This is a genomic window from Amycolatopsis echigonensis, from assembly GCF_002846615.1.
In the GTDB taxonomy this organism is placed as follows: domain Bacteria; phylum Actinomycetota; class Actinomycetes; order Mycobacteriales; family Pseudonocardiaceae; genus Amycolatopsis; species Amycolatopsis echigonensis.
The window spans coordinates 847,945-861,956 of record NZ_PJMY01000003.1; the positions used below are offsets into that span (position 1 = coordinate 847,945).

Here is a 14,012-nt window from a genome sequence, read left to right on the forward strand (position 1 = left end):
GGCAGCCCTGAAATCATGACCGGCATGAGCACACCCCCGGACGGGCTGCCCTCCTACCGAGTCCTCACCGGTCCCGACGACGCCGCCTTCTGCCGCCGGGTCAGCGAAGCCCTCGCGCTCGGCTACCGCCTGCACGAGGGCCCTGCGCTGACCTTCAACGGCGAGAACGTAATCGTCGCCCAGGCGCTGCTGTGGCCGGAAGCGACTAGCGGTCACTCCGCGGAGAAACCAGCTCGCTAGGGCCGCCACCCGATTCCCCGGCCACCGCGGCCAGTTCCTCGCCCACTGACTCCGACGACTTCTTCTTGTCCTTCGTCAGCAGCGACGCCACCGCGCCGATCAGGCACACCACGATCGCGAAGCCGAACGCCACCGCGAGGCCGTCCTGGAACGGGCCCGAGATCAGGTTCGGGAAGAAGCTCCGGCCGGTCAGGAAGTTCGCCTGGTCCGCGGGCAGGTGCGCGAGCTGGCCGCCCAGCAGCTGCTGGATCGGGTTGTAGCCGAGGAACGCCGCGAACAGCACCGCGACCGCCGGCAGGTGGGCGACCTGTTGCGCGGCCGCGGCGGGGACGCCGTGTTCGGTCAGGCCCTGCGACATCGCGACCGGCAGGTGGTCCGACAGACCGGCGATGATCAGGCTGAAGAAGAAGCCGATCGACAGCACCATCGCCGCGTTCTGGAAGGTCGTCATCATGCCCGCGCCGGACCCTCGCGCGTCGGCGGGCAGGCTGTTCATCACCTCGGCCCGGTTCGGCGAGGAGAACATGCCCATGCCGATGCCGTTCAGCAGCAGGATCCCGGCGAACGCCCAGTAGTCGAAGTTCACCGGCAGCAGCGTCAGCAGCAGGAAGGTCGCCGCGGTGATGACCAGGCCGCCGGAGGCGAGCGCGCGGCTGCCGATCCGGTCGGACAGGACGCCGGACGTCGGCGCGGCCACCAGGAAGCCGATGGTCAGCGGCAGCATGTAGATCCCGGCCCACAGCGGCGTCTGCTCGAAGGTGAAACCGTGCTGCGGCAACCAGATTCCCTGCAGCCAGATGATCAGCACGAACTGCAGCCCGCCGCGGCCGAGCGACGCCGTCAGGTTCGCCAGGTTGCCCCAGCTGAACGAGCGGATCCGGAACAGCGACAGCCGGAACAGCGGGTTCGGCACCTTCGTCTCGATCACGACGAACGCGATCAGCACCGCGGCCCCGCCGATCAGGCAGGACAGCACCATCGGGCTGCCCCAGCCGGTCTGCGAAGTGCCGTACGGCTGGATTCCGTAGGTGATGCCCACCAGCACCGCGATCAGGCCCGCGGCGAAGGTGATGTTGCCCCACCAGTCCATTTTCGCGTGCTGGCGGACGCCGGTGTCGTGCAGTTTGACGTACGCCCACACCGTGCCGATGAGGCCGAACGGCACCGAGACGAGGAAAATCAGGTTCCAGTTCACCGGTGCGAGCACGCCGCCGACCACGAGGCCGAGGAACGAGCCCGCGATGGCCGCGACGCCGTTCATGCCGAGCGCGAGCCCGCGCTGGTTGGCCGGGAACGCGTCGGTGAGGATGGCCGACGAGTTCGCCATCAGGAACGCGCCGCCCACACCCTGCACGATCCGCCAGCCGATCAGCCACAGCGCGGCCGCGTCTCCGCCGAACCAGGTGATCGCCAGCATGATCGAGGAGACGGTGAACACGGCGAAGCCGAGGTTGTACATCCTGGCCCGGCCGTACATGTCGCCGAGCCTGCCGAACGCCACCACCAGCACCGCGGTGACCACGAGGAAGCCCATGATCATCCACAGCAGGTAGCTGGTGTTCGACGGTTCCAGCGGGTTGATGCCGATGCCCTTGAAGATGTCGGGCAGCGCGATCAGCACGATGGACGAGTTGATCGTCGCGATCAGCATCCCGAGCGTCGTGTTGGACAGCGCGATCCACTTGTACCGCGGACCGAGTTCCGCGATCGAATACGTCCTGCGCTCCGCCACTGTCGAAAACCCCTCTCCCAGCTGTTCCCTTAGCTAGGCTAAGCAAGTTGCTTGCGGTAGGCAACCAACAAATGAAAACGACTGGGAGACAAGGGTCACAAACGGATGACTATCCTTTGTGGACTGTTTACTTTCACTCGGTCGAGTTACCGCTGGACGGGACCGCCGACGACCTTTCCGGGATTGAGGATCCCGTGCGGGTCGAGGGCGTTCTTGACCGCGCGGTGCAGGTCGAGCACCGCCGGTCCCAGCTCTTTCTCCAGCCCGGGCCGCTTCAGCAGGCCGACGCCGTGCTCGCCGGTCACCGTCCCGCCGAGTTCGAGCGCGTCGGCGACGATGTCGTCGAACGCGGCCTGCGCGCGGCGCTGCGCGTCGTCGTCCCCGCTCGGCGTAATCAGCAGCGGATGCAGATTCCCGTCGCCGATATGCGCGATATTGGCGATTTGCGTATTGTGCCGCTGCGCCGCGAGATCGATCCGGGCGAGCATTTCCGGCACCAGATGCGTCGGCACGCAGACGTCCTCGGTGAGCACCGGGCCGAGCCGTTCGAGCGCCGGGTACGCCAACCGCCGGGCGGCGAAGAGCGCGTCCGCTTCGGCCTCGTCGGTCGACTGCGCGGCCCAGGTCGCGCCCGCTTTTTCGAAGCACTCCACCATCACCGCGGCCTCCTGCCCGCCCGGCACGTCGCTGCGGCCGAGCAGCACCACGTTCGCGTCGGCGGACAAGCCCATGTTCTTCCAGGCGTCCACTGCGGCCAGGCAATGCCGGTCCACCAGCTCCAGCGCCGAGGGCACGATCCCGGCCGCCCGGATCGCCGCGGCCGCCTCCCCCGCCGCGACCGTCGAGTCGAAGTACCCGGCAACGGTCGCCTCCGGTGCGCGTTTCGCCCGCAGCCGCACGGTGATTTCGGTGATGACGCCGAGCGTGCCCTCCGATCCGACCATCAGCCCGGCGAGGTCGTACCCGGCCACACCCTTGGCCGTGCGGCGGCCGAGCCGGACGAGTTCGCCGGTGCCGGTGACGATCTGCAGCCCGAGCACGTAGTCGCGGGTCACGCCGTACTTCACGCAGCACACGCCGCCCGCGTTGGTCGCGACGTTGCCGCCGATGGTCGACCACGGCGAGCTGGCCGGGTCCGGCGGGTACCACAGCCCGTGTTCCGCGCAGGCCGCGCGCAGATCGTCGTTGACCACGCCCGGTTCGACGACGGCGAGCCGTTCCACCGGGTCGATCTCCTTGACCGCGGTCATCCGGTCAGTCGCCAGCACGACGCACCCGCCCAGCGCATTCGCGCCGCCGGACAGTCCGGTCCCTGCGCCGCGCGGCACCACCGGCGTGCCGTGTTTGAGGCACTGCCGCACGATCGCCTGCACCTCGTCCGCGGTGCGCGGGCGGACCAGGACCGCCGGTTCGCCGTACGGGGCCCACTCTGCCTCGTCGTGCGCGTAGCTGCGCAGCACGTCGGGATCCCGCACGATCCGGTCGTCCGGCAGGACGGTGTGCAGGTCGTCGATCAGCATGAGGGCTCCCGCGTTGTTCCGGTGTGCTTTTCCCCGTCAGGTTAGGTCGAAATCCGGGCTGCTCGTTCGACGTATCAGTGAGAGCGAGCTTCGAGGAGGCAGCCATGGACAGCACCGTCACCACCGTCACCCGCCGCGGGATCTCGATGCTGCGTGCCGTCGCCGCCGGGCGCGGACGGCTGACCTGCAGCTGCGAGCCGGATCTGTTCGTGGACGGCCTGCCGTGCAGCGACCAGTTCACCGCGCACGCGCTGGCGCACGCCGGTCTGCTGCGCGCGAAGGAACCGGGGCCGTTCGGGCAGCCGGTGCCCGCCGTGCTGACGCCGGCCGGGGAAGCGCTGCTCGCCGCTGCCTGACCCGGCTACGCTGACCAGCGAGAAACGGGAGGGCGGAGCAGATGGCGTCCGGAGCATCCGGAACGGAGTCGGCGCGGCGCAGGCGGCGCACCACAGTGGCCCTCAAGGAGTCGCTGCGGGAACTGCGCAATCAGCTGTCGCTGCTGAACCATCAGGTCGGCGGACGGCTGAACCTCAAGGACGTCGACCTCGACTGCCTCGAACTGATCTCGACCGGCGGACCGCTGAGCCCGAGCGCGCTCGCCCGCCGCGCGGGCCTGCACCCGGCGACCGTGACCGGCATCCTCGACCGCCTGCAGCGCGGCGGATGGGTGGTGCGGGAACGGGATCCCGACGCGGCCGACCGGCGCGCGGTGACCGTGCGGGCGGTGCCGGGACGCACGCAGGAACTGTTCCGCGTGTACGGCGGGATGAACTCGGCGATGGATGAATTGTGCGCCGGCTACACCGAAGACGAACTCGTGCTGATCGCCGGGTTCCTGCGTCGCACCGCCGAAGCGGGCCGGGCCGCGACCGACGAACTCTCCGGGGAATGACGGAAGGGCCCCGCCGCTTCGCCCGAGCGCGAAACGACGAGGCCCCGGTACCAGTCGCTCAGCTGTCGAGCGTGCCGTACACGATGATGTTGTCGAGATAGCTCTTCTTTTCGGCGTCGAACGCGCCGCCGCAGGTGATCAGGCGGATCTCCGAGTCGGCGGTGTTGCCGTAGACGGCCTCGGTGGGGAACGTCTTCTTCGCGATCTGGTCCACCTTGGTCACCGTGAACGACGCCTTCGACCCGTCCTTGCGCCCGATCAGGACCTTGTCGCCCTTCTTCATCTCGTGCAGCCGCCAGAAAATGCCCTTCTGGTGGTTGCCGTCGATGTGCCCGAGGACGACCGCCGGTCCGACCTGGCCCGGTTTGGGGCCGAAGTGGTACCAGCCCGCCTGCAGCGGCTGGTCCACCGGCGGCACCTGGACGGTCTTGTCGTCGTTGAGGCCGAGCGGCACCAGCGACGAATGCGCGTCGATGCTGGGAACGTCGAGCGAGACCGGGTCCGCGACGTCCTGCACGGCCGCCGCGGAACTCGCCGGGGCCGCGGCGGGCGGGGTATCCGCCGAACCGCAGCCCAGCAGGGCGAAGTTCGCGACGAAAGCCAGCAGGAGCGCGAAAAGCCCGAACCGGGAACGCGTCACCGGGCGGTCACCGCGGCCAGCGTGCCGTCGCCGGTCTCCGGCGCGCCGACCGGCACGACCTTGACCTGGCCGGGGCCCTGCGCGGGCGGGGTGCCCGGCTTGCTCGGTTCGGTGGGCTGGGTGGTCGGCGGCGCGGTGGTCGGGTTGCCCGCGACCTTGGCGCAGGTGGCCGAGGCGAGGACGATGTCGCCCTTGCCGAGCGCGCCGGTGACGTCGCCGCCGAGGAGCTTGATGTGCAGCGCGTTCACGGTGAGGCTGCCGTCGGAGTGCTTGACCTGCTCGTTGACGATCACCTGCACCACGCCGTCGATGCCGAGCTTCTGGTTCGGGTTGGCCGAGACCGGGAGCTTGAGCTTGCCGATCTTGCCGAGGTCGAGGCCGGCCAGCTCGGACGAGGCGGTGATGCCGTCCGGGGTGGACTTGCACTCGGAGCTGATCACGCGGGCCGTGGGGGTGGAACCGGCGAGCGGGGCGAGCACCGGGAGCGCGGCGTCGACGATCGATGCCTTCGCGTCGACCGGGCCATTGCTGCCGTCCTGCTTCGAGGAGCTGCTGATCGCCGTCGCCGTGACGAGGCCCTTCAGCGGCACGTCCGCCACCTGGGCGGACGCCGGGCCCTCGGTCGAGGAGGAAGCGAGCTTGCCGGTGTCGACCGTGATCCCCTTGCCGCCGAGCACGCCGGGCAGCAGCGAGACCGACGCCGACGCGCCGTAAGCCGAGCCGGCGGGCGACTGGGCGGCGAACGCCGACGGGGCGACGGCGGTGGCGAGCAAAGCCAGCGCGGGCACGGCGACCGCGACGGTCCGTCCGCGCAGCAGGGCAGAACGCATGAATTGTCCTTCCGAACATCAAGAATGAAGCCGCCGCACGGATCCCCGAATCCACGCGCGACCGAGCACAACTGTCGGTCACCGGCAGGCCGCGACATTATCAAGCCGCCCGGGAAACGCAAAGCAAGATCCGTCGCACAGCGCGCCCACCCGACGGTTCAGTGACCACAATTATCGCAATTTCACCACTAAAGAGTGATGTAACGCGGCGGCCTCCCGGCCGCTATCTCACGCTGAGCTACCGGAACCGGGGCCCCGATGGCGGATTGCCCCGCACTCCACCCAGAGGGGTGATCCTTCGGAGGGTTCCCACCGGGCACCCGCCGTAATGTGACCGCTACGACAGTACGGCAACCATTCCGCGGTTCGCCAATTCGTCCCGCAACCGGCGCCCGCGCGGACGGAAATTGTCCACAATGGAATCAGCGGGAGCGGAACGAGCGAACGGGAAAAAGGGTACGGTTCTCCTTCCCAGGTCGGTGACCAGGGCCAATGCGCGATTGCGGACAGTCCGAAAAGGACTCCGGGCGCGTTCTGGCGCTTCCTCGGCCACTCCACGGCGCCGGCGACCTGAGAGAAAATCCCGTTCCGGTCCGGAACCCCGGCGCGCGCCCCGTTCGTCGACCATCTTCCACAGCACGCGGCAGACGCCGGTGCCGGTCGGCGTCGCCGGGACGCTCATCTCGACCAGCTGCCCCGGTTCGGCATCCGGAACCGGCAAGCGCGGCGGCGACGGGCACAGCACCGTGGTGCCGCCCGCGACCTGCAGACAGCGGCATCACGGGACCGAGCCGGTGTTCTTCAGCCACCCTTCGACCGCTCCTGCCCAGCGCACTGGGCCACTCGCGTCGCTGCCGACAGAGCGGATTTCGACGCCACCGCACCGAGTTCCGTGCGCATGCGGTCGTAGGACGGGTCCCCTGCTTCCCGCTTCAGGTCCAAGAACGCGCCCGAGAGACGGGAGCCGGGGCGGCGCAACCCCGGCCAGCCCGCCGGCTCTGCGGTCATCCCAGCGCGCCGCCCGTTTTGCCCTCAACCGATCGCTGTCCACGGTCAAGAGCAGGCGTTGTCCACGGCTCAGTCAGCCGGACCGCGCAGGGTCAGGACGACCCGTAAGACGTGTTCGACGGCCGACTCGAACATCGCGCCCCGCAGTTCGCCGCGCGTCTCGAGGTTGCGCGCGGCGAAGTCGAGCATCTGGTCCGGCCCGACGCGGCGGACGACGAGCGCCGCGACCTCCTCGAGGTCGAGGCTCGGGTTGTCGAGCCGGGTGAGGGCGAACTCGATGATGAGCTCTTCGTCGGTCACGCTTGCCAGGATAATCGCGATCCGGGCGTCAGCCGTGGCTCTGATAGCGCCCGTACGGATAAGCCTCGACCAGGGTGACACGCACGAGCGCGCCGCTGGGCACCTCGTACTCCCGCCGCTCCCCCGGTTTGGCGCCGTGCAGCGCCCGCCCGAGCGGTGAGTCCGGCGAGCAGACCTCGAGACCGGTGCCGACTTCGTCGCGCGCGGCCAGCAGGAATGTCTCGGTGTCGCCGTCGTCGTAGCGGACGGTCAGGACCATCCCGGGCTCGGCGATCCCGTCGTCGGGCGGGTCCTCGCCGACGACGGCGTTGTGCAGCAGGTCTTCCAGTTGCCGGATCCGCGCCTGGCGGTGCTGGTCGCGCACGAATCGGTCTTCGTCGGCGAGGTCGGGTTCGCGTCGCAGGGCGGCGAGTTCCGCGGCGAGGCGGGCGTGCGCGTCGGCGGTCAGCCAGGGACGCGAGGAGGTCGTCGACATGAAGGGGTGCCTTTCGGAGGACGTCCGTGGGGGCCGGGCAAGCGGGAGGCTTCCGGCCCCCACGGACTTTCGAGGAGTCCCGCGGCGGTCAGCGGGGCTCGGGCTCGGTGCGGCGGTCGAGCACGCCGGCGTCGGCGGCGAACCAGCCCGCCGCTTTCACCAGGATGTCTCTTTCGGTGCGCAGCAAGGCGTTCTCCGCGCGGAGGAAGAGCAGTTCGGCGTGCTCGTCCCCGGTCAGCGGCTGCCCCACGGGCTCGGCGGACATGCGCGGGTCACCGCAGCGGGTCGAACGGCCGCAGCGTTTCGGGCTGCCTGCCGGTGACGATCTGCTCGGCGAGCAGCTTCCCGGTGATCGCGCCGTGGGACAGGCCCCACATGCCGTGTCCGCCCGCGACGTACATCCCGGGCGCGCCGGTCTGGCCGATCACCGGCCGTCCGTCGGCGCTGATCGGGCGCGAGCCGACCCAGGCGTCGGTGCGCTGGTCCCAGCGCAGGCCCTTGAGCAGCGGCCGGGCCGAGGCGATGATCGCGTCGACGCGCGCCGGGTACAGCGGGTCGTCCGGCTTGCGGAATTCCATCGTCCCGGCCACCCGCAGCCCGCCTTGGTACGGCGTGCACGCGACCCGGATGTCCGGCAGGTACATCGGGCTCGGCACCGGCTCATCGGTCGGCACGGTGAAGGAGTACCCGCGGCCGGCGCGCACCGGGACGCGTACGCCCCACTTCTGCGCCAGCTCGCCCAGCCACGCGCCGGTGGCGAGCACGACGGCGTTGGCGTTGACGGTCTGCCCGTTCGCCGACAACACGGTGTAGGCGTACTCGTGCCGGCGGATCGCGGCGACCTCGAACCGGTGCCGGATCGTGCCGCCGCGGCTGACCACCGCGCGGGCCAGCGATTCGACGAACCGGCCCGGGTCGACATAGCGCTGGCCGTCGATCCGGATGCCGGCCCCGATCCGGTCGGTGACCTGCGGGAAATGCTCGCGCAGTTCCGGTCCGGCGAGCTGGGTCCAGGACACCTTCTGCCCGGCGTCGCCGAGCCGGTCCAGCTCCTTGACCAGCGTTTGTGCCTTCGCGGAGGTCTCGAAGAGGGCGGTGATGGGCGCGTCGATGGTCGGCGCTTCCACGCCGTTCGCGGTCAGGATGTCAAACGCTTCAAGGCATTCCTCGTTGAACGGCAGGTTCGCGCGCACTGCCCGGGTCCAGGACCGGTGGGTGCAGTTCGCCGCGAAACGGGCCAGGAACTGCCACAGCCGCGGGTCCGGGCTGGCCGGGACGTGCAGCGGTGCCTGCCGGTCGAGCAGGGTGCGCAGGCCGTAGCGGAGGACGGCGGGTTCGTTGAGCGGAATCGACAGCCCCGGCGAAAGCCAACCGGCGTTGCCCCACGACGAGCCCGCCGCGATGCCCTCGCGGTCGACGACGGTCACTCGCACGCCGCGTTCCTGCAGGAACCAGGCGGTCGACAAACCGACGATGCCCGCGCCGACCACGATCGCCGAACGCGGCCCGCCGTCCAACCGGTCGAGATCGCCCATGTGTTCCTCCGCCGAAGCCGTGCCGCTGGTTGTGCTGATGCGGCCAGGATGACCCGGATCCGGCGGCCGGTCTTTGTCGAGTTCGGCCAAACAGGGCAGGCCGGTTTGTCCGGATCGGTCAATCCTGCGGATCGGCGACCGCCAGCTCGATGATCATCGCCAGCCGCTTCGCGGGCAGATCGAGCCGCAGCGGCGTCACGTCGGCCATCTTCCGCAGCCGGTAGCGGATGGTGTTGGGGTGCACGCCGAGCCGTTCGGCCGCTTCGGTGAGGTCGCCTTGGGTCTCGAGCCACGCGCGCAGGGTCGCGACGTAGCTGGTCGAGTGGGCCGCGTCGTGCCTGGCCAGGTCCGCGATGGGACCGCGGGCCGGGGCTCGTCCCGCTGCCGCGGCGGCGCGCAGGCGGAGGATCAGGATGTCGTCCCAGGACTCGTCGTAGGCGACGGTCGCGCCGGGTTTCGGGCGGACGTCGTGCAGCGCGAGGCACTCGTCGGATTCCCGTCTGCTGGCGGGCAAATCCGCGGTGGACGCGGGCGCGCCGATGCCCGCCGCGACCGTGACCTGCGCGGGCAACGCGTCCCGGATCCCGTCGATCCACGCGCGGGCGGTCTCGACGTCCTCGCCGGGCAGGACGGTGTAGACGGTGTTGCTGAACAACGTGCTCCGGCCCGGCCGCGACCAGCCGAACCCGGTGGTCGCGCGCTCGAACGCGAGCAACAGCGCGGCGTGCCGTTCGTCGGCGATGTGCGCCTGGAGCGCGACCACGCGGAACCGCCCAGGCGGCAAGCCGAGCCTGCTCAGCACGGCCGCCGCGTCCGGAGTGCCTTCCAGCAGCCGGATCACCAGGTCCGACTCGACCTGCCGTTCGAGGTCAGCGCTCGCCCGCGACCGCAGCAAATGCAGCCCGACCGTGCGGGAACTGTCGTGCAGGACGGTGCGCCGGACGTCCGACAGCGGCTCCTCGCACTCGACCCAGATCGACCCGAGAGTCTCGCGTCCGGCCCGGACCGCGACGACCATGCGTCCGGTGAGCCCGTGCTCGGGATCGGGTTCGACGAACAACGGCTCATCCGAAACGGCGAGATGTGCGAACACGCCACGGCGCTCGAACAGGTCGCGCACCTGGTCCGGCACTCGCCGCCCGAGGATCGTCTCCAGCCGCACCCGGTCCGCTCCCTGCTGACGGCTGGAGTACGCGAGCACTCGCGACAGCTGGTCTTCGATGGTGACCGCGCTGCCGAGTGCGTCGGCGAGGCTGTCGGCCAGCGCGAACAGGTCGGTCGGGCCGCGCCCGGATTCCGTCTCGCGCCCTTCGAGGACCAGGCCGTAGACCACGCCCGCGAGCTGGCCCCACGACACTTCCGGGTCGACGAGCAGCACCGCGACCGGGCCGTTCTCCGCCTGCGCGACCTCCTCCGGTCCCGGCGGCGTCGCGCCGCGCACCAGCACTACCGACGCCCGCGCCGCGGTGGCCCGTTCGATGGCTTCCAGCACCGATTCGACGCCCACCGCCAGGTAGACGTCGCCGCGCAGCCCGCGCGGATCGGCGGGGTCGTCCATCACCACGTCCCGCAACGCCGCCTCTCGCGCGACGGGACAGCAGCACAACCGTGCGCCGTACCCGCCGAGGACGTTGACGAGCCGATCCAGGGTGACCATGCCCTGTTCATACCTGACGCGGCGCGCCCGGAGTCGTATCGTGCAGGTCATGCGGGCGCGGGTCGAGGACGTGCACGAGCTGGCGCTGGGGATGCCCCACGTCACGGTGGTGCGCGGCTCGCAGGAGAACCCCGTCTACCAGGTCGGCGGCAAGTCCTTCGTGTTCTTCCGGACACCGCGGCCGGACGCCTTCGACCCGGAAACCGGCGAACGGTATCCGGACGTGATCGTGTTCTGGGTGCCGTCCGAATCGGACAAGCAGGCGCTGGTCCAGGACCCGGACAGCCCGTTTTTCACCACCCCGCACTTCAACGGGCACCTGTCGGTGCTGGTCCGCGCCTCCCGCCTCGGCGAACTGACGCGGCAGGAGCTGGCCGAGGTCGTCGAGGACGCCTGGCTGTCCCGTGCGTCACCGCGCCGTCGCGAGGCGTGGCTGGCGGGGAACCGGTCTCGGTAAGCGATCAGGAATCAAGAAGCATCCGGGCCGGTGCCGGACTTAGCGTTTACGGCATGACTTCCTTCGACTTCGTCACCCTGGACGTTCCCGATGTCGCCGCCGCCGAACGCTTCTACACCGCCGCATTCGATCTGGGCGACCGTCTCCGCTTCCGGCAGGCCGCCGCGCCGAGCACCGGCTTCCGCGGATTTACCTTGTCGCTCACCGTTTCCCAGCCGGCCAACGCCGTCGCTTACCTGGACGCCGCCCTCGCCGCGGGCGCTACTTCCCTGAAACCGGCAGCTAAGTCGTTCTGGGGTTTCGGCGGAGTGGTGCAGGCTCCGGACGGCGCGATCTGGAAGGTCGCGACTTCCACGAAGAAGGACTCCGGCGCGGGGGTCCGGGAATACGACCAGATGGTGTTGCTGCTGGGCGCGTCGGATGTGGCGGCGACCAAACAGTTCTACGTCTCGCACGGGCTCGCGGTCGGCAAGAGCTACGGGCGCAAGTACGTGGAGTTCGAGACCAGCCCGATCAAGCTGGCGCTTTACGGCCGGAAGGCACTGGCGAAGGACGCCGGGGTGCCGGAGGCGGGTTCGGGCTCGCATCTCCTGACCATCGGCGGGAACGCCGGGCGGATCACGGACCCGGACGGATTCGCTTGGGAGACTTCGGTTCTGGCCTCGTGAGTGTTCGTCCCGGTTAGAACCGGGACGAACACTCACGAGAAGGTGACCGACACTCAACGAGCCCCGCCCTCCGGACAATAACCAGAACACAGCAGCACCATCCGCGAGAACCGCCCGTCCGCGTCGTCGTCCACATACGCCTGTTGTTCCACCGCGAACCAGCCCTCGCCGAGCCGTTCCGCGCGCACTCGCGCTCGCCAGCGCAGGTGCAGGCGCGGGCCGACCCGGTCCACCTCGCCCTCGGCGAGTTCGAAATCGTCGACCTCGCCGAACCAATGGGTGAACGCGGCGGTGACCTCAGCCGGACCGTGGAACTCACGCAATCCCGGCGGCAGCAAGGCCGTCAGCTCCACCGCACTGTCCAATGCGGACGACATCCGCGCGAAGTCCTGCCGGCTCAATGCTTCGATGAAGGCGCCCGCCCGGGAGATGCGGGAGGCCTGGAGTTGTGTAGTCATGCCTCAGGTCTACGGCTCGACCCAAGCCGCCGGATCGGGTAACTGCCCGATCTTTCACCCGGCCAGACCGCGGTGCATCGCGACCAGCGCGGCCTGCGTCCGGGTCGTCACGCCGAGTTTCGCGTAGATGTGTTCCAGATGCGTCGAAACCGTCTTGCGGGACACCGTGAGCGCGGCGGCGATCTCCGGATTCGACAGCCCGCGAGCCAGGTGCAGCAGGACCTCGGTCTCCCGGGCGGTCAACCCGGCCGGCGTGCGGCGGACTCGTTGCCCCGCCGCAGTCAGAACCGCGCTCACCGCATCGGGATCGAGGCGTCCGGCCTGGGCTTCGGACGTGAGCACCCGCGCGGCCGCGTCGGAAGCGAGCGGGGCGCGGTGCGGGCGCGGTTCGCCGAGCGCGTGGTAGACATCGGCGGCGGCGAGGACCCGCGACGTCATCGGCAGGGCGTCGCCGGAAAGTCCGTGCGGGTAGCCGGAACCGTCGAGTCGTTCGTGGTGCTGGGCCGCGCAGCGGGCGACCGCGGCGAGGCCGGGCATTCCGGTGAGCATCCGTTCGGTCAGGTACGGATGCGTGCGGGCACGTTCGGCCTGCGCGAGCGTCCACGGCTGGGTCGCGTTCCAGATCGCGCTCGGAACTCCGATCATGCCGATGTCGTGCACCCAGCCCGCGCGGCGCACCAGCCGGACGTCCGGCGCGGGGAGGCCGAGCCGGGTCGCGCCGTCCGCGGCCAGCGAAGCGACTCCGCGGGAATGCCCGAGCCGCGGCGGCGATTTGAGGTCGGCGAAGTCGGCGAACGCCTGCAGTGCGCGGTCGAGTTCGTCGTCAGCCAACGCCGCGCCTAGCCGCGGGTCCAGCGCGATCACCTCATCCCATGCCTGGATCCGGTCCAGCCCGGCCAAGATGTCGCCGCGGTGGTTCAGGAAGCAGTCGACCAGCGCCGGGTCGAATTGGGTGCCCCGGCGTTCCCGGGCGACGGCGACCGCGCCGTCGACGCCCGCGGTGTCGTGGAAAGCCTCGACGTTGTCGGCGAGCTGGACCAGCCGGATCGCCGGATCGAGGTCCGCGCCGCCGGCGTCGCCGGGGACGCCGCGGCCGTCCCAGCGTTCGAAGGACTGCAGCAGCGGACGGCATACGTCCTCGCCGAGGTCGAGCCGTCCGGCCAGTTCGCTCGCGCTTTGGCAGTGCGCCTGCATGACCTGCTGCACCGACCGGCCGGCTGTGGCGAGAAACCGGCCGACGAGCGCGGCGCGGCGGAGTCGCGGACCGCCGCGGCCGAGGTGCCGCAGGACGAACATCGCCATCGCGACCCCCGCGAGGTCGCCGTCGTGACTGTCGGCGTACAGCTCGGTCTCGTCGCCGAACAGGGCGGCCAGTTCGCTGGTGTCGGCGGCGCAGCCCACCCAGGTCAGCAACGACGTGTAGTAAGCCGCCGCGCGCACGCTGTCGTCGGCACCGGCCGCGTCGGCCAGCCGCAGGGCGATGACGGTCTGCCGCAGCACGCGCTCCATCGGGCGGCCCATGCCGAGGTCGGCCACCAGAGACAGCGTGGCGACCAATTCGGACAACCGCACCGGCGCGGCTCTGCTCACGTCGGGAAGG

At 70.1% G+C, this 14,012-nt stretch carries 16 protein-coding genes; 5 read left to right on the forward strand and 11 right to left on the reverse strand.

From position 1 onward, the window contains the following. Positions 1-24: 24 nt before the first annotated feature. Positions 25-240, forward strand: coding sequence for a DUF1737 domain-containing protein (locus ATK30_RS08430; protein ID WP_101440700.1), 216 nt, complete (start codon positions 25-27; stop codon positions 238-240). Here the strand turns inward: ATK30_RS08430 and ATK30_RS08435 are convergent. Together ATK30_RS08435 and ATK30_RS08440 are read right to left on the reverse strand one after the other, a co-directional pair. Then, positions 206-1,972, reverse strand: coding sequence for an MFS transporter (locus tag ATK30_RS08435; protein WP_101435095.1), 1,767 nt, complete (start codon positions 1,970-1,972; stop codon positions 206-208). The two genes, ATK30_RS08430 and ATK30_RS08435, sit on opposite strands and share 35 nt — an antisense overlap. A 146-nt stretch (positions 1,973-2,118) precedes the next feature. Continuing rightward, positions 2,119-3,492, reverse strand: a complete 1,374-nt coding sequence (locus tag ATK30_RS08440; RefSeq protein ID WP_101435096.1) for an FAD-binding oxidoreductase — start codon at positions 3,490-3,492, stop codon at positions 2,119-2,121. Positions 3,493-3,596: 104 nt separating this feature from the next. Here ATK30_RS08440 and ATK30_RS08445 point away from each other — a divergent pair, with 104 nt between their 5' ends. Then, positions 3,597-3,848 carry a hypothetical protein gene (locus ATK30_RS08445; RefSeq protein WP_101435097.1) on the forward strand — a complete coding sequence of 84 codons (252 nt, stop codon included), beginning with the start codon at positions 3,597-3,599 and terminating at the stop codon, positions 3,846-3,848. A 41-nt stretch (positions 3,849-3,889) separates the two neighbouring features. Then, a complete protein-coding gene (locus ATK30_RS08450) occupies positions 3,890-4,384 on the forward strand; it encodes a MarR family transcriptional regulator (RefSeq protein ID WP_101435098.1) in 495 nt (164 codons plus the stop codon). Between the two features lie 58 nt (positions 4,385-4,442). Here the strand turns inward: ATK30_RS08450 and ATK30_RS08455 are convergent, their stop codons facing one another. From ATK30_RS08455 to ATK30_RS08485, 7 genes are all read right to left on the reverse strand, one after another. Further along, positions 4,443-5,024: a class F sortase gene (locus ATK30_RS08455; RefSeq protein ID WP_101435099.1), complete on the reverse strand. Its 582-nt coding sequence runs from the start codon at positions 5,022-5,024 to the stop codon at positions 4,443-4,445. Next, entirely contained in the window at positions 5,021-5,854 is an 834-nt protein-coding gene (locus ATK30_RS08460) for a choice-of-anchor P family protein (protein WP_101435100.1), read from the reverse strand. Before ATK30_RS08460 ends, ATK30_RS08455 begins: the two co-directional genes overlap by 4 nt. Positions 5,855-6,931: 1,077 nt before the next feature. After that, complete coding sequence (locus ATK30_RS08470; RefSeq protein WP_101435101.1) at positions 6,932-7,162, reverse strand: hypothetical protein; 231 nt, start codon at positions 7,160-7,162, stop codon at positions 6,932-6,934. Between the two features lie 28 nt (positions 7,163-7,190). Next, on the reverse strand, positions 7,191-7,637 hold the full coding sequence (locus tag ATK30_RS08475) for a GreA/GreB family elongation factor (RefSeq protein WP_101435102.1): 447 nt from the start codon (positions 7,635-7,637) through the stop codon (positions 7,191-7,193). A gap of 88 nt (positions 7,638-7,725) precedes the next feature. After that, on the reverse strand, positions 7,726-7,902 hold the full coding sequence (locus ATK30_RS45310; protein WP_167441862.1) for a hypothetical protein: 177 nt from the start codon (positions 7,900-7,902) through the stop codon (positions 7,726-7,728). A gap of 7 nt (positions 7,903-7,909) precedes the next feature. Then, positions 7,910-9,172, reverse strand: a complete 1,263-nt coding sequence (locus ATK30_RS08480; RefSeq protein WP_101440701.1) for an NAD(P)/FAD-dependent oxidoreductase — start codon at positions 9,170-9,172, stop codon at positions 7,910-7,912. A gap of 118 nt (positions 9,173-9,290) precedes the next feature. Next, positions 9,291-10,829 (reverse strand): PucR family transcriptional regulator, encoded by a 1,539-nt coding sequence (locus tag ATK30_RS08485; protein ID WP_101435103.1) that lies wholly within the window; start codon positions 10,827-10,829, stop codon positions 9,291-9,293. Positions 10,830-10,878: 49 nt separating this feature from the next. On the opposite strand from ATK30_RS08485, the gene ATK30_RS08490 reads away from it, so the two are divergent. Continuing rightward, positions 10,879-11,286, forward strand: a complete 408-nt coding sequence (locus ATK30_RS08490) for an MmcQ/YjbR family DNA-binding protein (RefSeq protein WP_101440702.1) — start codon at positions 10,879-10,881, stop codon at positions 11,284-11,286. 53 nt (positions 11,287-11,339) lie between these two features. After that, positions 11,340-11,954, forward strand: coding sequence for a VOC family protein (locus ATK30_RS08495; RefSeq protein WP_101435104.1), 615 nt, complete (start codon positions 11,340-11,342; stop codon positions 11,952-11,954). Between the two features lie 53 nt (positions 11,955-12,007). Here ATK30_RS08495 and ATK30_RS08500 read toward each other — a convergent pair whose 3' ends face one another. Both ATK30_RS08500 and ATK30_RS08505 read right to left on the reverse strand, forming a co-directional pair. Next, positions 12,008-12,412 carry a nuclear transport factor 2-like protein gene (locus ATK30_RS08500; RefSeq protein WP_101435105.1) on the reverse strand — a complete coding sequence of 135 codons (405 nt, stop codon included), beginning with the start codon at positions 12,410-12,412 and terminating at the stop codon, positions 12,008-12,010. A 54-nt stretch (positions 12,413-12,466) separates the two neighbouring features. Next, positions 12,467-14,002, reverse strand: coding sequence for an HD domain-containing phosphohydrolase (locus ATK30_RS08505; protein WP_101440703.1), 1,536 nt, complete (start codon positions 14,000-14,002; stop codon positions 12,467-12,469). Between the last annotated feature and the right edge of the window lie 10 nt (positions 14,003-14,012).